The sequence below is a fragment of the Thioclava sp. JM3 genome, assembly GCF_002213185.1.
In the GTDB taxonomy this organism is placed as follows: Bacteria; Pseudomonadota; Alphaproteobacteria; order Rhodobacterales; family Rhodobacteraceae; genus Thioclava; species Thioclava nitratireducens.
The window spans coordinates 468,006-486,739 of the sequence record NZ_NBOB01000002.1 but is presented as its reverse complement, the minus strand read 5'-3'; the positions used below and the strand labels follow the sequence as shown (position 1 = coordinate 486,739).

Annotated in this window: 18 protein-coding genes; 8 read left to right on the top strand and 10 right to left on the bottom strand. The window is 55.2% G+C overall.

Annotated elements, in window-relative coordinates:
* Positions 1-228: 228 nt before the first annotated feature.
* From B6V73_RS05685 to B6V73_RS05665, 5 genes are all read right to left on the bottom strand, one after another.
* Positions 229-2,079 carry a DUF262 domain-containing protein gene (locus tag B6V73_RS05685; protein ID WP_088724735.1) on the bottom strand — a complete coding sequence of 617 codons (1,851 nt, stop codon included), beginning with the start codon at positions 2,077-2,079 and terminating at the stop codon, positions 229-231.
* A 1-nt stretch (position 2,080) separates the two neighbouring features.
* Positions 2,081-2,533: a hypothetical protein gene (locus B6V73_RS05680; protein ID WP_088724778.1), complete on the bottom strand. Its 453-nt coding sequence runs from the start codon at positions 2,531-2,533 to the stop codon at positions 2,081-2,083.
* Positions 2,526-3,518: a DUF4917 family protein gene (locus B6V73_RS05675; RefSeq protein WP_088724734.1), complete on the bottom strand. Its 993-nt coding sequence runs from the start codon at positions 3,516-3,518 to the stop codon at positions 2,526-2,528. The genes B6V73_RS05680 and B6V73_RS05675 overlap by 8 nt, the downstream gene beginning before the upstream one ends.
* The gene (locus B6V73_RS20940; RefSeq protein ID WP_088724733.1) at positions 3,511-3,783 is read right to left on the bottom strand and encodes a hypothetical protein; all 273 of its coding nucleotides are present in this window, start codon (positions 3,781-3,783) and stop codon (positions 3,511-3,513) included. The genes B6V73_RS05675 and B6V73_RS20940 overlap by 8 nt, the downstream gene beginning before the upstream one ends.
* A 535-nt stretch (positions 3,784-4,318) precedes the next feature.
* The gene (locus B6V73_RS05665; protein WP_143597873.1) at positions 4,319-5,758 is read right to left on the bottom strand and encodes a hypothetical protein; all 1,440 of its coding nucleotides are present in this window, start codon (positions 5,756-5,758) and stop codon (positions 4,319-4,321) included.
* 393 nt (positions 5,759-6,151) lie between these two features.
* On the opposite strand from B6V73_RS05665, the gene B6V73_RS20420 reads away from it, so the two are divergent.
* From B6V73_RS20420 to B6V73_RS05645, 5 genes are all read left to right on the top strand, one after another.
* Positions 6,152-7,279 (top strand): hypothetical protein, encoded by a 1,128-nt coding sequence (locus B6V73_RS20420; protein WP_143597872.1) that lies wholly within the window; start codon positions 6,152-6,154, stop codon positions 7,277-7,279.
* Positions 7,280-8,392: 1,113 nt separating this feature from the next.
* Entirely contained in the window at positions 8,393-8,881 is a 489-nt protein-coding gene (locus tag B6V73_RS05660; RefSeq protein ID WP_083080420.1) for a hypothetical protein, read from the top strand.
* 109 nt (positions 8,882-8,990) lie between these two features.
* Complete coding sequence (locus B6V73_RS05655; protein ID WP_088724731.1) at positions 8,991-9,431, top strand: hypothetical protein; 441 nt, start codon at positions 8,991-8,993, stop codon at positions 9,429-9,431.
* A gap of 108 nt (positions 9,432-9,539) precedes the next feature.
* The gene (locus tag B6V73_RS05650; protein WP_088724730.1) at positions 9,540-9,875 is read left to right on the top strand and encodes a hypothetical protein; all 336 of its coding nucleotides are present in this window, start codon (positions 9,540-9,542) and stop codon (positions 9,873-9,875) included.
* 7 nt (positions 9,876-9,882) lie between these two features.
* Entirely contained in the window at positions 9,883-10,305 is a 423-nt protein-coding gene (locus B6V73_RS05645) for a hypothetical protein (protein ID WP_088724729.1), read from the top strand.
* On the opposite strand, the gene B6V73_RS05640 is transcribed toward B6V73_RS05645, so the two are convergent.
* From B6V73_RS05640 to B6V73_RS05620, 5 genes are read right to left on the bottom strand one after another with little or no spacing between them, the layout of a single operon-like run.
* Positions 10,294-11,034, bottom strand: a complete 741-nt coding sequence (locus B6V73_RS05640) for a SprT family zinc-dependent metalloprotease (protein WP_088724728.1) — start codon at positions 11,032-11,034, stop codon at positions 10,294-10,296. The two genes, B6V73_RS05645 and B6V73_RS05640, sit on opposite strands and share 12 nt — an antisense overlap.
* Positions 11,031-14,000: a type I restriction endonuclease subunit R gene (locus tag B6V73_RS05635; RefSeq protein ID WP_088724727.1), complete on the bottom strand. Its 2,970-nt coding sequence runs from the start codon at positions 13,998-14,000 to the stop codon at positions 11,031-11,033. The genes B6V73_RS05640 and B6V73_RS05635 overlap by 4 nt, the downstream gene beginning before the upstream one ends.
* Complete coding sequence (locus B6V73_RS05630; RefSeq protein ID WP_088724726.1) at positions 13,997-15,265, bottom strand: restriction endonuclease subunit S; 1,269 nt, start codon at positions 15,263-15,265, stop codon at positions 13,997-13,999. The genes B6V73_RS05635 and B6V73_RS05630 overlap by 4 nt, the downstream gene beginning before the upstream one ends.
* Positions 15,255-16,781 (bottom strand): class I SAM-dependent DNA methyltransferase, encoded by a 1,527-nt coding sequence (locus B6V73_RS05625; protein ID WP_088724725.1) that lies wholly within the window; start codon positions 16,779-16,781, stop codon positions 15,255-15,257. The genes B6V73_RS05630 and B6V73_RS05625 overlap by 11 nt, the downstream gene beginning before the upstream one ends.
* 11 nt (positions 16,782-16,792) lie before the next feature.
* Positions 16,793-17,407 carry a restriction endonuclease subunit S gene (locus B6V73_RS05620; RefSeq protein WP_206185562.1) on the bottom strand — a complete coding sequence of 205 codons (615 nt, stop codon included), beginning with the start codon at positions 17,405-17,407 and terminating at the stop codon, positions 16,793-16,795.
* Positions 17,408-17,588: 181 nt separating this feature from the next.
* On the opposite strand from B6V73_RS05620, the gene B6V73_RS05615 reads away from it, so the two are divergent.
* The 3 genes from B6V73_RS05615 to B6V73_RS05605 all read left to right on the top strand — a co-directional run bounded on the left by B6V73_RS05615 (position 17,589) and on the right by B6V73_RS05605 (position 18,697).
* Entirely contained in the window at positions 17,589-17,852 is a 264-nt protein-coding gene (locus tag B6V73_RS05615; protein WP_088724723.1) for a hypothetical protein, read from the top strand.
* A 138-nt stretch (positions 17,853-17,990) separates the two neighbouring features.
* A complete protein-coding gene (locus tag B6V73_RS20730) occupies positions 17,991-18,158 on the top strand; it encodes a YegP family protein (protein WP_168174867.1) in 168 nt (55 codons plus the stop codon).
* 182 nt (positions 18,159-18,340) lie between these two features.
* On the top strand, positions 18,341-18,697 hold the full coding sequence (locus tag B6V73_RS05605; RefSeq protein WP_088724721.1) for a hypothetical protein: 357 nt from the start codon (positions 18,341-18,343) through the stop codon (positions 18,695-18,697).
* Positions 18,698-18,734: the final 37 nt, after the last annotated feature.

The window sequence follows — 18,734 nt, the reverse complement described above, 5'->3', positions numbered from 1 at the left end:
TCGAGGTGGGTTCATGTCACTCCGCGCGGAAATTGGGGCGAATTTCCCCCGGTGTCTACCCGGGAGCTGCTGGCGAGGCGGGTGTCGGGACGGCTAGGCCACTACGGGAGGCTCAGTCACAAACGGCGGGAACCGGACCCTCGCCGCGGGTACGAAGACACTAGTCGCCATACTCGACGCCGTCGTCGCGCAGTGTGGTGCAGAAACTCCATACCCTAAAGGCGATGTTCATTGTTCCTCACCTACGTTCGATACAACTCCTGTCTGATCCAGTTGTGCAGCTTTGCCCATCGCTCTTTCGACCAAACTGAGAAGTTCAGCTTTTCGACCAGAATAGAACGCATCGAAATCGTCGGAACGAAGCAGATCGGCAGGGATACGGTGCGAGGCGAGTAAGGCGTTCATTGACGCGTCGTCTAACGTGACCTGTTTGTGCTTTTGAAGGGCGGTCAGGTATTCGGATGGCGCTTTGCGCCCAATCATCCGGTTTGCCTTGTAGGAAATGGGCGTCTTGTTGACGATGGCATTGTAAGTGTTCGCTTTGATCCCATTGTCCTCACACCACGCCCTGGGAAATATGTGATGAATATCCAGCGCAATATCTTCGTCATCCAGCTCCTTGATCGTCGCTTTCCAAAAGAAGTCGCGGGCACCTTCCCGAAGGACAAGAACATTCAGCCCCTTGTAGGCTGCGCTGTTTCGAGAGCGAAGCGTATCTAGGCGGCTTTCCTGAAATGCGGATTCGCTGATTGTCCTTGGAAGGCCATGAATCAGTTCATAATACTCGTCATCTAGATCACTTAACAGCCAAGGCATCAGCTCTTCAAAATCGTTCGCGATCCTCGTTTCAACGGCCCCGCCATAAAGCTCACCCAGGACGCCGCACCAGAACCAACGCGAAAGGCGATCATGGACCCTAGGTTCTAGCCATCGCTCCCTGACCTGAGACAGAACGGCGGCAAGGGGCACAAGCTGTGTTCGATAAGGCAACTCTCGACCGTCGTAGAAGCACTCCTTCCGCATGAATTTTGCGGCCAGTTTAAAGCCCTCTTCGACAAGTGGAGCCCATTTTTCGTAGTCCTCAAGCGTTAGGGAAAGCACGGAAACACGCTTGGCGCTTACCGCGGAAATCATCTTGCCTTTCTTGCCGGATTCGATGTCCGCTTTACGCCTTTCCGAGCTTTGCAGGATCGAGATCGCTTGAAGGAAATCTGCCGGCTCAGTGCCTTTCAGGATCGGCTCTTTGCTTAGGCGTTGAGAACGCCCCTCAACATTTCGCAATGTGCTGCCGTACCAGTCGTCGCGAAGGTTGAACCCATCCGCGGCAAAAGTCGCGGTCATCAGTTCGAACACCGAAAGCGGGACACCTCCGGTGTTCACCTTCTCGAAGACAAGGCAAACTGCCTCTTTCGACGTTGCTTTGCCAAGCGTGATTGCAGGAAGCTGGTAACTCCGGAATGCGGTTAAAACTTTCTTTCGGAACGTCATGAAGTCGCCGAACTTTTCGGGTGCGAACTCATGCAAAGCCTCTTCCCAAGCATCTGAACTCAGGATTTGTGAGCAGGGAAAATGGAAGTTCTTGATCTCTAGCTCGCGTGCGGAGAGGTCCAGAACCACATCGCGGTCGAAATTGGTCTTGATCTTCTTGTCGTCTGGCACCGAAATGAAGGCCTCTTCCAATCGGTCATCTTCCAGCGCCACCGCGATGTCGATGTAATAGTAGCGATTTATCGCTTTGCCCTTTTCATTGAACGTCTTGACTGGTTTTTCGAGTGACAGGACTTGGGTCAGCGATGTCAGACGCTGCTGGCCGTCCAGGATCAACTTTTCTGGCTCCGGAACGGCACCCTCGAATTCGACATTCTCGACCGGTCGGACTTGGAAACGCACATCGCCACCGGTATCGAGCATCATAACCGCGCCGACGGGAAAAGACCGGGAAATACTGACCAACAAGGATTTCACATGTTCATCATCCCAGACCCAGCCGCGCTGAAAATCAGGAAGTTGAATTATGCCGCTCGTCACATCGGATAGAACTTGGGGCAGCGGGAGTTTTGTGCTGTCAAATGAGCTCATTTCAGTCCTCGTGAATTACGGGTTCGTCAGTGTCGCGCGGCAGTTCCCAAAACTCAATATCATGCGGAATCATATGGGCCTGTGTCCGGCGAAAATAGCCGAGTAGAGTTTCCTCGCGTCCAGCCCGCAGGCTCATCTCCACGAAGAATATCTTCCGATACTCGGGCGGCGCCATATGAAAATAGAACATGGCCTCTGCCCAATTCTTCATCTTGGCGCTGGGCACATTGCCGCTGGCGGTCCATGTCTGGGACTTGCACTCGACAATCACTTTGGGCGTCTCTGATCCAAGATCGAAGGTATGATCCTTTTTCAGGTTACACAGGCCACAGGGTACCTTGTGGCTCAACTCCAGAGACAAGCCGTGCGCGGCAAGGATCTTCTGGGCGCGCAGTTCGAATGCCCTCCCGACATGGGAGTTGCTGATAGAGCCGACTCTCTGAAAATTACTCAACCGACGAGCCATCCCAGACGTGTGCTGTCTCCGAGTCAAAAAAGCTGTAGGGGACGTCATCCCCTCCGAGCTTCTTGTATTTTGCGAGTTCTGCATCCAAGGCCGTCACCTTTTCTTCGTTCGGCTGGAATAGGCCGAAATAGACGTGCTTTGCCTTTGAACCGAAAATCGCATGATAGATGTGGGCGTCGTTAGGGTCTGCGCTGTGCCCGAATATGAAAACAGCGGCAGTGGTTTCCTGTAATGTATGGTAGCAATGGCGGAGATACTCGACGGAGTTGATCTTTCGCAGCTTTGACGTCGAAGTCCCCTCTGCGACATAGAGGGGAAGGCGCCCATTGTTCGCAATTTCATGGGTAATGTTGGCGATGACGCCATCGCCATCGTTCAGCGCCTTGTAGACTTCACCTATCTCATTCTGAAAGAGGTGAAGGCCACCGTGTAGATTAAAGGTTCGGCAATAAGCTCCTTCCACAAATGGACCTTTGAACCGACCGTCTTCAGAATAGTCGCCCAAGCCAAACCCATCGGTAAGAAGGCCTTTTTCGAGATTCACCCAATAGAGCAAAAGGTCATAGTTCAGGGTGAAAACCTGACCCTTTGAAAAATGCTTCAGGAAGGCGGCGGCGCTCTCATATTGAAAATCGAGGTCTTCTCGATGAGCCGGATGGGTCGCGTTGACCGCTGTAACCAACGCTTCACGGACAGTCTGAGCATCCGCAATCAGTTGCTCTGCATGATCGTCGTTGCCGTATGCGCGTTCTACAACAGAGGCATCTTCCACGGCGCGGATCACCGCCTCGAAATCTACAGTGCCGAGTTGGTCAAACAGTTCTTTGATCGGGCTGCCTTCGTCCAGTTTGGCCTCTGCCAGAAGGTTGGCGTAGTTGAAGTATTGCGCTGAGAAACCGTTACCGATGAGCAGCGCTTTGTCGTCGCCCTGCGTCGCATTGATGGCATCCTGAAAGCTGATGACGTCAGGCATGGGAGGTTTTCCATTTCTTGGCTTTCTCGGCCTTGATCCGCTCGAGCAGGGCCGAGGCGGACTCGCCCTCGGGGCCTTGCGGAACGAGCTGACCGAAGAACGCTTTTTTCAGGATTGATTTACGGAGGGCGTCGATCTCGGCTTCGAGCGCGCCGGCGACTTCGAGTGTTTCTTCGAGGAGGCGGACGATTTCGGCTTGTTCGGCGTTAGTACGGACGGCGAAATGGAATTCTCTCTGCTCGGGGGAGGGGACGTCAGGTAACACGGATATCGCCTCAAATTGCTACATTTACTCGATCATGGCCTTCAGGGAGCGAAAAGGCAATTGCGGGCGCACCGGTAAGGGATTAGGTGCCCTGGATTTCTGGAAATCTGAACGGTTTAGATTGAGCTGTCTTTCGGCGGTTTGCCTTGAAGAGCCCGGTTGGCACAGGCTGCGTACTCCGACCCTCGGAATAATGCTGACAGGGTGATGAAGGGGGGCTTCGGCGAAGCCGCGCCGCAGCAAGGGGCTGCTTCGCGAGAATCCGCTATGGGCTGAGGATGACGCCACGTGGAAAGGGAAGAAAGCGCTAATTTTCTGCGCTCTGCACCAAGCACCGCTATGCTCAGGGAAGCTAAATTTTGAAAATCCGGTTTGCTGGGTAAAAATGGTATTCACACTCGACCCGAAGCTAAATTTCCCGGGCTCTGATGATTTAATCCTGAAAAAGCTGTATATAGTAGCACCTAATTTACGGGCAGAGGCAATTTGAAAAACGGCCCCTGGGGGCGCCATGATAATTTAAGCTCTTCTGTTTCTAGCGGGCCAACAAGTTGGCCTTTACAAAATCTGCAATCTCGACGCCAATTTGCCGGTCTTTTGCAGCTTCAACAAGTAGCTCCAAACCGTGATGCAACGGATAGGAGAGGGCGATAGCTCCCTGCATAATCTTGTGAATGTTACGCTCGTCGGAATAAAATTCGCAAGTTTGAATGATGCTCGCGCGAATGTCTGTTCCGGCTTCGATTGGTGGGCCGTCAGAAGCCCGCGTGCGTATGGAGTAAGCTCTTTCGCTGCCAAAAACTTTCATTTCGCTCAGCTGGCGCATCGTGTAAGGTAGGAGAGCGATTGCAAAGAACTCAGGCTTTCCTCCTCTGTGAATCATTCTTGCAAATGCATAAATTCTAACATTCTCACGACTGAACTCCTCGACATCCAACCTTTGACCGATACCGCACTCCTCAAGAAGTTCACGCGCGGCACCATACCGGATTAAGGACCAGAAGTCATGATTGACGCTACTTTCATAGATGTCGCTCCAATCGAGCGACCCAGACCCTGAAGGTGCCAGTTTTCCGTGACTTTGAGCATTCTTGTTCGTCTGAACGACGAAAGGGATCATGCCATCCTTTGTAAAAGCAATCGTCGAGACTCCTATTTGGTTTGAAACATCGGCTTGCGACAATGACTTAAGTCTATAAATTTTTTGACCGGAATCGCCATTCATGTGCTCCAGGAAGCTAGATATTCCATCAGACAAGACTTGCCCAGAGTTTTCATCCGCTATTCGATGGAATGCGAGTTGATCGGACATCAATGATGAAACATAATCAGTCTTCTGCAATGGGATCGCATTTGTGCGACCAGGAAACAAATCGCCTGCCATGCGAACCTTCATGCCATTGAAGATTTTTACATTCTGTTTCATTTTGGCATTTAGGGCAAAAGTTCGAAGTTGCTGAGCCTTATTTTCGCTACCGTCGGTTGGTCTGTAGCTGTAATATGAACCTTCTATTTCGTATTTCAGCACAGCACCAGTGAAGGATTGCTTAGCGATCCAGGCATTGAGCTTAGGGTCGGTCCACCCAAACTCGGGTGCAAAGTCGTCTATGCGCCCGGAACTGGCATCTACCATCTCTTCCCGAAGGGTCTTTCCGGGCCGACCCGTCAGCAAATTTTGTGAAGAAAATCGATAAAGGATTCCATCGCGCCATCTCTTTCTGGCGATGTATATGACAAGAAACAGAGACGTTGGAGCGAGAGTCAAAAAAACTCCCACATAATCTGATCTCTGCATTGATCCTATGCCGTTGCCCCGGAAAGCCTCAATCAAGGGTAGAACCCCCTGGGCGAGCGCTGGGAGAGCGATGACGGCGGAGGTGGCTTCCACAATAAGCAAAATTTTTTCAGATAGACGTGAGGTCTGATATGAAATGAGTGCCGCCTGTGCGCTGGCTGGAAGAAGATAAAAAAACATTTCCCTTAATTCTATACTGTTTCATCTGGCGCTTACAGCATAGGTACCAATGAGACCTAGACTGCCGCGTAATGATTGATGCACAAAACCGATATGGGTCAAGATGAACGACATGTTTGGGACTGGGAGCGGTCGTTAGACGCCCGGCGCATGTATGACGGGTGTAGTCCGCGAGCAACCTCGCATTTAAGGGCAGAGAGCGGCCCTTCGCTACTGTCTCGACGAGCGACAGCAATACGCAGGTTGCGAACAGTGCGCTTAGGGAAACGCGCCTTGTGCGATTGATGTAGTCGGTCCACGGCGAGCGGGCGGAAAAGCGGATGTCGTGGCGGATTGCTACCTGAGGGCGTTGTCTTTACATAGTATCATCAGAAATGACGCGGAAAATGCTGCTTGGCATTGAAGCGCCGTTTCCGTTCTTCACTTTACGAGCGCGCTTCGGGCAGCATGTTACTCCCAGATATCAATTTATTTACGAAACTTTGTGGGGTCACTTCTCTTGGAGAGGTGCTTCTGCCTAGCGAAGTGCGCGTGAAGGGGGGGAACGGGGCGCTCCACAAGACTTTGAGAGATCTCTGTGACGGGAAGCCGATATCGGCAAACCGGATGGCCAAACTTTCCAGTGCGATAATTGAGCATCTGCTTCCAGATGATGAGGCACTTCGCGAGGACGTGCTGAGGCAATCACTTAAGGCCATTGCGTCAAACTCTCCGTCAAGAAAAGTGTCGCGGGAAGTGGTGAGTTTGGGGCTCTGGTATCAATTATATCTGTCGATACCGGAGGCACGATCTCCCCAAACGAAGCAGCGTCTGTACAGCTTACTTGCGGCCTCTCAGGCCACGCTGAGAGAGATCGAAAAGGGCGGGCTAGGTTGCCTTGCGGAGCGATGTGAGGCGGCAGATGATCAAATTTGGCGTCCATGGTTCGAGTATTTGGCCCGACGGTTGCATGGACAAAATTCGATCCCCGAGGAAGTTTGTCTGGCTCTCTGTGTGATGGGCGTATTGGGGCTTGCACTGGTTTGGGTTGCCGAAGGCGCCCGGAATCAAGACTTAGATGAAAAAGGGCAAAAAGTCCTTGTTAAGAATGCAATCGAACTGCTTTTTGCCCATGCCGATGGACAAGCGAATCCGAGAATGTCAGTGGCTAACATTTTGGAGTATGCTCGCCAAGAAACCAAATGCGAAACTAGAATTGAATTTATCCATAAAGCGTTCGGCACTTCGGGCACTAGAGTCCGGGAGGCGAAGAAATTCTTGTCAGGAGCTGAAATTCCTTCCCACGCTCAAACCATGAATGCGCTGGATGTCGGTATCGATATGGATCCTGACGATAGGCGGGCTTGTAGAATGTTTGTTATGGTCGCCCAATTTATAGCTCGATCTAGTCGGAAACTTGAGGAACTGGCAGGCGCCTCGAGTTTCGACGTCTGCCAGCTATATCATAATTATTTTGTGGCGCTGCAAGCTATCTTGGAACCGAGGTCGATGCCTGCGCGGGCTTCAGATCAGAACAGGTAGCATTCTTGCGGGTCGCAAGAGTGAGCCTCCCAATCGTCCGGCCGACCATCTTCGTAGCCCCGGCTCTCCCAGTAGGCATCATTGTTCGGGTTCAGTTGGTTGGAGTGGTTGTCCATGTCACTTTTCGTCGACATATCTATCCCCTTTGGGTTTGGTTTGAATTCAACTCGGCCAAGCCGATAGGGTGAGGTTTAATCAACGCCAAGATGCATGAAGAGTGGGGAAAATGAGAAATCGTCTCCATCCAGAAGATCGCACATGAGGCCTGCTGCCTGTTTCTTGGACACGGATATCAGTCCGTAACCAAGGAACTGGTGACACAATATGATCGGATGGAAGCATAGCCGCGAGTTCAAGATTGAGGCCGTGAAGTTAGTGATCGAAACTCACGTTTCGATCGCCCAAACGGCGCGGGGAATCACGCTGCGCCCCTCGCCGGTGGCAACTTTGGGCTGTGACCCTTCGATTGCCGGAGTCTCATGCAGATGACAGTCTCCGTCGACCTTCCTTCCCAACGACTGGTCTTTACACCCGCTCTCCAAACGCAGCTGGCATAGACACTCCCTAATTCCGGAAGCCATCGCTCAACGGGTGCGCAGGGCCATCTACTCACTAGACGGCCCGCGCAATCGTCCTCCGGCCGATAGCGCGTCCCGTGCGTTCGCTGGGGCACAGCCCCAGACCCGGCGCCGCTGCGCGCCGCATGGGGGAAGCTCCACATCCCCCAAACCCCCAGGGCAGGGATCGTTCGCCACTTTCCCTGCACCCTAAGGCGCCCATCCGGCGGACCGGGGGAGACTTTCGCCAATCTCCCCGGACCCTCTCGGCGTCCTTCCGACGGATCGAAGAGGCGCGCGCCACCCTCTCCGAACTCTCCCGGCGCCTCCGGCGGGTCGAGAGGGATGTCACCCCTCTCGACGCTCTCCCCGGCACCCGCGCGATCTGCCCGCAGGCGAGCGATCAATGGGTCGCGGGAGGGCAGGCCTCGGCGCATGTCTTGCTTGCGTGCAGCGTCTTTGACGCACGCAATCAAGCCACGCCCCGAGGCCGCGTATCGGGGTTTGTTGGTGAGGTTCGGCGCGTCGTTCTTCTTATCAACGACACGAGGCACTCATGCTCCACGACCGATACCTTCGGCTGCTTCCGGGCGGCCAGCTCAAACCGGGCGATATCTTCCTCATGCGCTTCCCCTACGGCTCCGACCGCAGGCGTGATGGCGAGTTCGACATCCCGCCCGGCACGCGTCCCTGTTTGCTGCTCTCGCGCGGGCTGATCGGTGATACCCCGATGAACATCGTCGCGCCCGGTGTCAGCCCGGAAGGCCGACTGCTGCGCGAAGATGACATCGTCATTGCTGATGACGATCAAGCTGCCGCTTGCGGGCTCTATCGCCCCACCATGTTCCGCGCATCGCATCGGCTCTTCATCGCGACCGGTTCCGACCTGTTTGAACGCAATGCTCGTATCGGGCGCCTCGGCCCCGCGCAGCGCGAACAATTCGAGGCTGTCGAGACGCTACTCGCGACCGCACCGCGCGAGGTTCGGTCCCGGCTGAGGCCGCGGGTCGCGATCTACCGCCCCAAACCTCTCATCCAACCGTAACGCGCGCCGTCGATTGGGGCTGCAGCGTCCGTCCGCCTGCCTGTCGAGGCGGACGGATCTTGCAGCCCTGCTTCGTCTTCTGAACCCCAAATTTTTCGAAAGATCACACATGACCCACGATAAACACCCGTCCGAACTTACCCCCGAAGAGCTCCGCAAAGAGCGCAATGTGCTCGCAAACGTCATTCACGGAGCGACCGCCAAGCCCTCCCCGAAAGACCTGGAGAACGCGCCGTTACTCGAAGACTGGATGCTTTTCACTGGCTTCGAGGACGTCTCGCTCTTCGGCCGCCTGACGGAAGCCAACGGCCGGACCCGAAAGCTGATCACGAGGGCACTTATCGCCCTCGATGACGACCTCGAATGGGCCTACCTCGAAGATGGCTACATGCGCCTCGGACCGCGGTTTTCCGTCGAAGAGGCCCCGCCGCATCTCGCGATGCGAGCCGTCGCGACCGATCTGAGAGGGATCCGCACGCAGCTCGAGGGGCAAGCATATTGGGCGCAGAAGGCGCTCGATGCGCTCGGCGAGATACGCTGCGATGCCTGATTTCGTGATGGTTGGAAATGATCCTGACGGGATCGGCTGAACCGCAACCGCTGCGGCCCCTCGATGAGGGCCGCAGCGCCCGCAGTTCAGCTTTGAAAAGGATGTCCGATGTTTCAACAACCGAAGCGGATCGAAACTGTGAAAGTGATGGCGCGCGAGGCAATCTACGCTCTCGAGGCACTGCCGGCTGACGTTCTCCGGGGCGCAGAGCGCGATCGCGATCTCTGCGAGCAACTTGTGGTCGAGGGCGACGTCTTTGGCGAGGACTTCCGGGAGGCGGGCGCGGAGATCCTGCGCCACCTCGCGCGGATCGAGCCGGACGAGACGATTGCGCGCGAGCTCGACAGGGCCATGCGTCGACTTCGGGACGCGATCAACGGCTCCTATCGTACGGCCGTTGCTTTCAGCGTCGAGCGCGCGACCAGCATCCAGGGAGCCGCATGATGAAGATATGACGCCGAACGGGCTCGAAGAGGTGGCGGTGGTAATCCGCCTGGGCGCGCCAACAAATCCTTTCCGCATATGCTCCAAACTCCACCGGAATCGGCGCGCCCAGACTCCCTCCAATCCAAGCGACGCGGCGTTCAAGACTGTTGGTTTGCACGATGCTCGGAGCGTGATGGCTCTTAGAACAAGACGCGATCGGCCCACTGCTTCCATTTGCCAAGGAGCCATCGCCGCGGTACAGCTTCACCAGGCCGGCCATTCATCCATGGCGCAGCATTTTCGGAGGATGAAGGTCGCCAACGCGGACGCCAGCGCCCAAACGCTGCAGGCCGCCACCTTCGAGCAATTCCTCATCAACCGCGCGCGCGTGACAAGTACCCGATTTCGCATGAGCAACGCCTCGCAGATCGACGCCCTACCAGATTAGCCGGTGACCGATTTTGTCCAGGCGGTTAATGCGACTTTCATAGTCGGGCATAATTGTTTCGAGAGAGCGCCAGAACCGATGGGAGTGGTCGTGATAAAGAATGTGGCAGGCTTCATGTGCTATGACATAGTCAATGAGTGATGCAGGTGCCATTACTAGGCGCCAGTTCAGCCTTATTTTTCCATTCTTGTCGCAACTTCCCCATCGCTTTGATTGCTCAACTACCAGCATCCGCGGGGTGTCAATTCCAAGCTTCGTACTTACTGCACTGAGCCTTTCCGGAAACCGCCTCATTGCCTTCTCGACATACCATTGGCGCAAACCAGAGCGGATTGACGCGCGACGGATAAGATAGTGCTGATTTGGGAGAACTGGCGCTACAAGGGTTTGTCCACGCGCCAAAACTCGTGTCACGACAGCGTTCGGATCTTCAATAACTCGCAACCGATAAGGTCTTCCAAGATAGTGGAAGCTTTCACCGCTAACGAACTCCTTTGGCTGTGTTTCCGAAGCCAATTCCCTATAATCCGCAAGCTTTTTGATTACCCAGGGTGCCTTTTTTCGGACATACGCCGCCACGTCTTGGTCAATCATATCAACTGGCGCAAGAACTCGAATTCCATCAAAACCCACTGAAATAGCGATGGTTTTTCGGCGCGCAGTCCGTTCCAGTCGAAAGCTGATATTCTCGCCACCATAACTGACATCGTGCTTGTCGATTTGTCTCATTTGGCAAATCGCGCTCTGGCTACATCCATAATCTTTGCAGTAGATGCTTCCATTGCCTGAAAATCAGATTGCGCGGCGCGCAGATGCTCTTTGATCTTACGCCGCATCTGGCGTTGAACATCTTCTTTCATGTGCCAGTCGATCACTTGCGTCATGGCTTCGAGGTCTGTCGCAATGCTAGATGCGATTTCTCGGCGCGTGTCAGCATCCAAATCAGGCCGGAACTCTATCAAAGGCAGGATGGCACCAGACGTGCCCGACAGGCGTATGCCGCCTGCATCACTACGCAGCTCGGCGGAGCGCGTAGCCATTTCTTCCAATCGAGCTAGCTGGCTAGCAGCGCTGACACGATCAGTTCGGCGACGTGAAATGAGTTCCTCGAGTTCTTCCCAAAGTGAAGAGTAGGCTGTTGGGTTTTCATCTCGATGGACGTGTATTTCATGGCGTATCGCATGTTCGATCCTCGCGGCCTTGGCCTCGTCGGAATGAAGCTCGGCCACACTTCGAAGGAATGCAGGATCAAGAATGTCCGTCGGCTGAAGCAGTTGTTCCACGCCTTCCGACTGAAGATGTGATGTAATGAGTTCACCCACCTTTGCGCCATAGGGCCGAGCGTCAAACCGCTCGTCGCTGAACGTTCGGCGAGCTGTAGCGCGAATTCGAGACAGCCACTTAAGATCAGCCAAATATGGTTCTTCCAATGCCTTGGGGTCGGGAAGAACCATATCAAATGCTTCCGCAAAACGCTGGAAGTCTAATTCAAAACGGGCACGCACATCCTCTGGCTCGAGCAACAGGACGCAAGCCTCTTCGTCGTTGCGATCGACATTATCGAACAGGCGCATTGCGGCTCGATGGCGACTTTCAAGAAGTTGGTACTTTTCCGAGGCAGGACGCATTGCCGAAAGGACACCATCATCCTCTGAGAACATTTCGAGCGCTTCAGAGATACGTTGATTGTCGCCCCAATAATCTACAACCAAGCCGTACTTCTTACCGTCGGCAGTTCTGTTAACGCGTGCGATTGCCTGCAGCAAAGTATGCTCTCGCAACGGTGCGTCGAGATAAAGAACCTGCTCGATTGGGGCGTCGAACCCCGTCAGCAACATATCGCAGACGACAAGGAATTTCAGAGGGTCGTTCTGGCGCTTGAATCGGGCAATCAGGTCCTCACGTTCTCTCTTGGAATGGTGATGTCGTTGCAGCCGCGCGCTGTCGTTATTCGCGGTCGACATGATGACGGCACATTCCGGAGCACCAAGATCACGAAGTGTCTCTACATAGGTGACCGCTACGTCTCGACTGACCGTCACGATCTGTGCTTTGAACCCATTTGGCTCAATGGTTTCGCGGTAGTGCTGGAGTATATCTTGGCAGATCATCCGGACGCGTTCTTCGGCACCAGCTACCTTTTCCTGCAAACGAGTTCCGCGTTTCAGCTTCTGGATTTCTTCGTCGCTCAATTCGGGAAAGGCACGTCGGATTGCAGATTCCAATTCAACGCCATGGACACGCATGCGAGCATCCCGCATTTCATAGTAGATCGGAACCGTCGCCTCGTCCTTGACAGCTTGGTGGATCAGATAGCGATGGATGTAGTCGCCAAAGACGCGACGCGTCGCCCGGTCTTTCTTGTCGATAGGCGTACCGGTGAAGGCGATCATAGTGGCGTTCGGCAGGCCCGCGCGCATCCGTGCCGCAAGCGCGCCATATTGAGTTCGGTGCGCTTCATCGACCATAACGAAGATGTTCGGGCTGTCCGAAATGACATCCGTCCGCTTCGGTACAGCCGACTGGAACTTGTGGACGGTCGTCAGTACCGTCGTACCTGCGCCGCCGGACAAAAGCTCTCGCAGGTGTTCGCCGCTTTCAGCCTGGGCGGGATTGGGGAATCCAGCGCGTTGAAATTGGCCGGTGATCTGGCCATCCAGTTCTGTCCGGTCCGTCACGATAACGAGGCGCGGGTTTTCCGCCTCCGGCAAGCGACGAAGCTTTATCGCCAAAAAGACCATTGTCAGCGACTTACCAGAGCCCTGAGTGTGGTGGATGACACCGCCACGCTTGTCTGGCCGCGAAGCGGTCCGGATACGCTCGATGGTCCGGCCCACCGCCACATATTGCTGATAGCGGGCGATCTTCTTGATCCGTTTGCCATCAATGGTCTCGAAGATGATGAAGTTGCGCACCAGATCGAGCAGGTTTTCAGGCGCAAGCATGCCAGCCAGGAGGGTATCCTGCGGTGTCGGTGTGCGGCCAAGGCGCGAGGCAAGTGCATCGCTGCTCAATGGATAGGGATCGCGCCAGTCCGCCCAGAACCGCGTCGGCGTCATTGTTGTGCCGCTCTTGGCGACATCGCGCGCGAGCGCGAGTGAAATCTGCGACACCTCGAACAGACGCGGCGCGCCCAACCCTTGGAACTCGTCCCGCCCCTCATAGCGACGGAACTGGCGAAGTGCGTCACCGATCGGGTCAGAGAGGCCCGGCGATTTGCACTCGATGACGACGAGCGGGATGCCGTTCACATAGACGATGATGTCGGGGATAATCTCCTGTCGCGGGCCTTTGATCGTGACCTGGCGCGCGAACTCGAACCTGTTCTTTTCGACGGTTTCAAAGTCGAAGTAGCGGACGCTCCGGTCCTGCCTGCGCCCGTTTGCATCGGTGTGCGGCAAGGTAATGCCATAGGTCAGCGCCGTGTGGACCTTTTCGTTGGCGTCGATCAGATCGATGGCCGAGACGCGTGCAATGGCGGCGATGGCGCGACGGATTCCATCTTGGTCAATCCATGGGTTGAGCGCCTGGAGCTGCGTTTCCAAGCGCCGGGTCAGCAAGACATCGGTCGTGCTTTCCCTCAGCCTGGATACGTCAGCGGGCAACAGCTCACGATAGTCGAACAGGACCCGAAGCAGGTCTACAGCCGGGTCTTCGACAAACTCGATTTCCAACCGATCGCGGGATGAGCTCATGCCGTCACTGCCTTGGACGTCTTGCCGCTTGGCGGAGCGTTCTCGAAGCGGGCAACCATGCTGGCAGGCAGACGCAGACGGCCAGAAAGCAACTCCTGCGCAAGCGCGGCGCGCGTGTTTTGCAGCTCCGAGAGTGTTCGGTTCTCTGCTTCGATGCGGTCCTGGAATGCTCTCTCAATTTTCACAACTTCCTGCTGCACATCAATCGGGGGAAGAATGATCTTCGCCTGCGATATGCCATCCGTGTTGATGTTGAAGTTTCCAGCCGACGTTGTGGCAGATTTTGTCAATGATGTTCGAAGGGGCCAACGGGGCGCACAAGCCTCAATATACTCGGGTAAAGTTACTGATTTTTTGAGGCGGATACGGATCAGGTAGGAAGCGAAAATCGTTGAGGGCATTGGGTCTCGGATCAGAGCCATACGTCCTACATATTCAGGGTTGCCGTTCGTTCGAACAGCAAGCAGGTCGCCTGAGTTGAGCGAATATCTCTTGGCCTCTTTTTCACCCAGCTCGGCTCGGTTCAAAGCGTCCGCTTTAACACGGCGGCCGATAATATTTGGAATTCCCAGAACCGCATAACCCTCTGAGTGCTTGTCTGCTTTAACCGAAGTTCCATATTTTATGGATTCGATTGCGTCTCCAAATTTGGCTAGTGGAAATCTAGGAACACCTCCCGGATACAGCGCATCTTGAAACACAGCGTTAGCGGTTCTTTCCAACTGCGCAATGAGCACACGCTTGCGCGCGATCGCATCTTCGACGGACTGAAGAACTTCGGCGATTGCCAGCTGTTCAGGGTAACTCGGCAGCGCAAGCGGAAAGCTCAAGAAATCATTTTCATCAAGTCGATTTCGGCTGATTGATGTGGTACCAGTTGAAAAGACGTTCGCTCGCTCTGCCAATCGTGGCGACCTGAGTGCCCACGCGAAGAACTCAGGCACAACCCGACTACGATCTAATGAAAATAGTGGGAATTCATTAGAGACGAAGTAGCCGGCGTAGTCTCTAACAATCACCCCAAAAGAGCCCTTCCAGGCGAATAGCTTGTTGTAGATGATATCGCCGTAGCTGACCTCGAAAAGGTACGGTGCCGAGAGCGAAGCACCTAAACGAGTTTCGCGGTGGAACGGCCCCTGACCGTACCACTTTACGCCCAATAACGGATATTGTTTTTCGGAAACTGGCTTTTCACGTCTCACTTGTTCGCAGAGAACGTCGGAGAAGTGCAGCTGCTCCCAATCATCTGGAAAATCAGCCCACATAACCCATCTCTTTTAGCAGTGTGTTCATGCGAGCCTCGGCTTCGTCACGGGCTTTTTCCGCCTCCCAAAGCTTGCCCAGTTCGGCTTTCACATTGATCGGCTTTTCCGGCTCAAGCGTGTCGATATAGCGAGAGATGTTGAGATTGAAGTCATTCTCTTCAATCTCAGTCATGGGCACGACACGGCTGAAACGATCAATCTCAGTCCTTGCCCGGTATGCATCGACAATCGTCTTGATGTTCTTGTCAGCGAGAACCGCTTTCTTCGGCCGCTCTTCATATTCCTTGGAAGCGTGAATGAAGAGAACGTTGCCGCGATGCTCCGGAGCTTTGTTGCGGTTGAGGATCAGCACGATGGCTGGAATGCCGGTGCCCGCAAACAGGTTCTCAGGCAGGCCGATGATCGCCTCGATCAGGTCTTCTTCCAGCAGCGCCTTGCGGATGCGCCCGTCGCCTGACCCGCGAAACAACACGCCATGCGGCATGACCACCCCGCACATGCCGTCCTTGTTCAGTGTCGCGAGCATGTGCTGCACAAATGCATAGTCGCCGATGTTCTTGGCCGGGATGCCATACTTGAAACGGTTGAAGCTCGCCTTCTCACCCTCGCCCCCTGCCTCTTCGGCGCCCCACTTGTCGAGCGAGAAGGGCGGGTTGGCGATCACCCGATCATAGAGAATTAGATTGCCGTCACCATCCAGCAGGCGCGGGTTGCGGATCGTGTCACCTTTCTCGATCCGGGCATCGCGCAGGCCGTGCAACAACAGGTTCATCTTGGCGATGGCCCACGTCCCCAGATTGCGCTCTTGCCCATGCAGTGTGACGTTGATCGGCTCACCCAAGCGCTTGCCCTGCTTGGAGCCGACATATTCCGCGCATTGGATCAGCATACCGCCCGAACCGCATGTCGGGTCACAGATGCGCATGCCCGGTTCGGGATCGAGCAACTGCACGATCAGATTGACCACCTGGTGGGGGGTATAGAACTCGCCGCCCTTCTTGCCCGCGTCGTCCGCGAAATATTCGATCAGATATTCATAGGCCCGCCCGAGCATGTCCGGTTCGGACAACGACCGGTTGGCGAGGTCAATGCGAGAGAAATGGTCGATCAGGCCAGCAAGGACGACTTCCTTGTTCTTGGGATCGCCCAGCCGCGACTCGCTGTTGAAGTCGATGTTTACCAGAACGCCCTCAATGGCAGGATTGGCATCTTCCAGTGCTTCGCAGGCCTTGTTGAGGGATTGGCCGATTTCGACGGTTGTCTTCTTGATGTTGTCCCACCGCGCGCGCTCGGGCACGAAGAACTCGTGTTCATCCGGGTCATTGTAGGCGATGTCTTCCGGCAGGCCGTCGCGGATACGCTCCTGCGCCTCCTCTTCGAAGCGGTCCGACAGGCGCTTGAGGAACAGAAAGCCAAGAATGTAGACCTTGTAGTCCGAACTGTCGATCGACCCACGGAGGTAGTCCGCAGCGCGCCAAAGATGATTGTTCAGCGCATCGCGCGTCAGTTTTTCCATTTCTATCTCCCTCAATTCATTCCGCCGAAGAGCCGCTGGTTCAGCAGCTGGCGAGCGATGTCGCGCCGTAGCTCCGCCGCACGGATTGCATTCCTGTAAGCGTCGCGCGCTTCAAGCATCAGAGCCGCGATGCGATGTTGCTCATCCATAGGCGGAAGGTTCAACTCCAGCCGCTTCAAATCCTTGGCAGACAGTGACAGCAGCGTGGTCGAGCCCCGACGAAGCAGTTCGATCTTGGGGCGATACGCCTCGCTAGAAAGTAGAGCATAGAGAGCGGCCCCAATGATGCTCCCCCCCGGACGCACGACGATAATGTTGCTACTTGCAACCGCCCCTTCTGTTTCTTCCCCGACCAGGCCAAACTTCATCGCGGTGCCCCGGCCCGTCAGAAGTGTGTCGCCGGTTCGCACGCGGTAGTTTTCTGCGCGTTCCGGCTTATCGAAGCCAACCGTGTCGAGCACGCCTATCGGTGTTACGGCATCGTCCACGAGGTCTCGGACGCCAATCATCGGCAACTGCTCGCCATCACGTTGCACAGCCTCCTCGCGAGAAACACCCGCTCCCGCAAACACCTCAGCAACATCGCCAAGGCGCGCGGCGGTGGCATCAATTCTCGGTTTCTTCATGCTCTCTGTCATGAGGGCTGATATCGTGCATAACTTTACGTATGTCAATACGATTCGAACTTACTACGCAAACGTAGTCGCATACATTGTTTTTTTGGCCTAAATAAATGGAGTTGAAATCCGAGTCTGAGTCTGTCATATACATGATGTCCAGCGCGATCTGGACACAACTGAAACAGCTATGGAGTACAACATGGCAACACGCGCTGAGCCCAGCGGGCTCAAACTCACCGCATCAGATGCGGCCCTCATTCGCGGAATGGTTCGCCGCGGCGATCGTCACCACGACATTGCAGCTTTCTTCGGAGTGAACCAAGGAAGGGTCGCGGAGATCAAGGACGGAACCCGGTTCCCGGGGATTCCCGCCGCTGACGAAGAGGAACTGCCGCCTAAGGGGCCGTATATGACCCCGAAGGTCGCATGGATGGAAAACCGGCTGCTGTAACAGCCGGTTTCCAAAAAGGGGGCGAAGCCCCGCTAGCAAATATGCTTGAACACCATGTTTCTAGCTGGCCCCTCGATCACAGTCAACGGCCTGAAGCTTCGTCAGGCCGCCAACTTGGCCCCAAGGAGGGCAATCACCATGTTCGAGGTGTTGAAAGCATCTACCGGTTACTTCTGGCGCCTGAAGGGTGGCAACGGAGAAATCCTCTGCCACTCCGAGGTCTATACGACCAAACAGTCGGCTGAACGCGGGGCGGAAACCGCCAAGCGGATCGCGCCAAGCGCGAGCGTCGTCGATCGCACCTAAGTAAAGCACTAACACAACACCCCGCAGCCTGTCGGATGCGGGGTGTTTTTTGATTAGGCTATGGCACTTGACTGTCAGTTTCATTCCGCCGCCAATGAGGGCGTCCTAGTGTTCCATAGCGCTTGCATGCCCTACGCATCTACGCGCGCCTCCATTCCTTGTGCTAGGCAGATGTCGGTACCGTGAGCTGGATACAGTTCGTGCCGCTGATCGCGATCGCGCAGCCGAGCTTCCACATCCTGGTGATGGTCGAAGGCCATGGGCTTACCGGGGTCGTCGGGGTGTTTCTCAGCCTCGCGCTCGCGGTGCGTTGCTTAAATGGCTGCTTCAGGCGGAGACCGCGACCGTGCCGCTGCATCCGCATCCGTCAGCTCTCCGCCCTTATTGAGCACGAGTCCGCTCCTGAGACGAACGCTAGGGCGGGCTCGTTCGCAAGGAAGGGCGGGCTCGTTCGCAAGGAACTTGAGGCTTCATGCCGACCTTTTCGCATCGCGAATTTCAGTTTCTTCGTGATCGCGTTTCCGCGCTCTGACAGATGAACCCAGCTTCTTCGTAGGACCCCGAACGAAGGAGCTT

Excerpts from the sequence above, each read along its gene's own strand:
- B6V73_RS05615 (WP_088724723.1), top strand. The coding sequence starts at position 17,589 with ATGGAGTACAACATGGCAACACGCGCTGAGCCCAGCGGGCTCAAACTC.
- B6V73_RS05655 (WP_088724731.1), top strand. The coding sequence starts at position 8,991 with ATGACCCACGATAAACACCCGTCCGAACTTACCCCCGAAGAGCTCCGC.
- B6V73_RS05645 (WP_088724729.1), top strand. The coding sequence starts at position 9,883 with ATGACGCCGAACGGGCTCGAAGAGGTGGCGGTGGTAATCCGCCTGGGC.
- B6V73_RS05635 (WP_088724727.1), bottom strand. The coding sequence starts at position 14,000 with ATGAGCTCATCCCGCGATCGGTTGGAAATCGAGTTTGTCGAAGACCCG.
- B6V73_RS05665 (WP_143597873.1), bottom strand. The coding sequence starts at position 5,758 with ATGTTTTTTTATCTTCTTCCAGCCAGCGCACAGGCGGCACTCATTTCA.
- B6V73_RS05640 (WP_088724728.1), bottom strand. The coding sequence starts at position 11,034 with ATGAGACAAATCGACAAGCACGATGTCAGTTATGGTGGCGAGAATATC.
- B6V73_RS20730 (WP_168174867.1), top strand. The coding sequence starts at position 17,991 with ATGTTCGAGGTGTTGAAAGCATCTACCGGTTACTTCTGGCGCCTGAAG.
- B6V73_RS05650 (WP_088724730.1), top strand. The coding sequence starts at position 9,540 with ATGTTTCAACAACCGAAGCGGATCGAAACTGTGAAAGTGATGGCGCGC.
- B6V73_RS05685 (WP_088724735.1), bottom strand. The coding sequence starts at position 2,079 with ATGAGCTCATTTGACAGCACAAAACTCCCGCTGCCCCAAGTTCTATCC.
- B6V73_RS05620 (WP_206185562.1), bottom strand. The coding sequence starts at position 17,407 with ATGAAGAAACCGAGAATTGATGCCACCGCCGCGCGCCTTGGCGATGTT.
- B6V73_RS05630 (WP_088724726.1), bottom strand. The coding sequence starts at position 15,265 with ATGTGGGCTGATTTTCCAGATGATTGGGAGCAGCTGCACTTCTCCGAC.
- B6V73_RS05675 (WP_088724734.1), bottom strand. The coding sequence starts at position 3,518 with ATGCCTGACGTCATCAGCTTTCAGGATGCCATCAATGCGACGCAGGGC.
- B6V73_RS05625 (WP_088724725.1), bottom strand. The coding sequence starts at position 16,781 with ATGGAAAAACTGACGCGCGATGCGCTGAACAATCATCTTTGGCGCGCT.
- B6V73_RS05660 (WP_083080420.1), top strand. The coding sequence starts at position 8,393 with ATGCTCCACGACCGATACCTTCGGCTGCTTCCGGGCGGCCAGCTCAAA.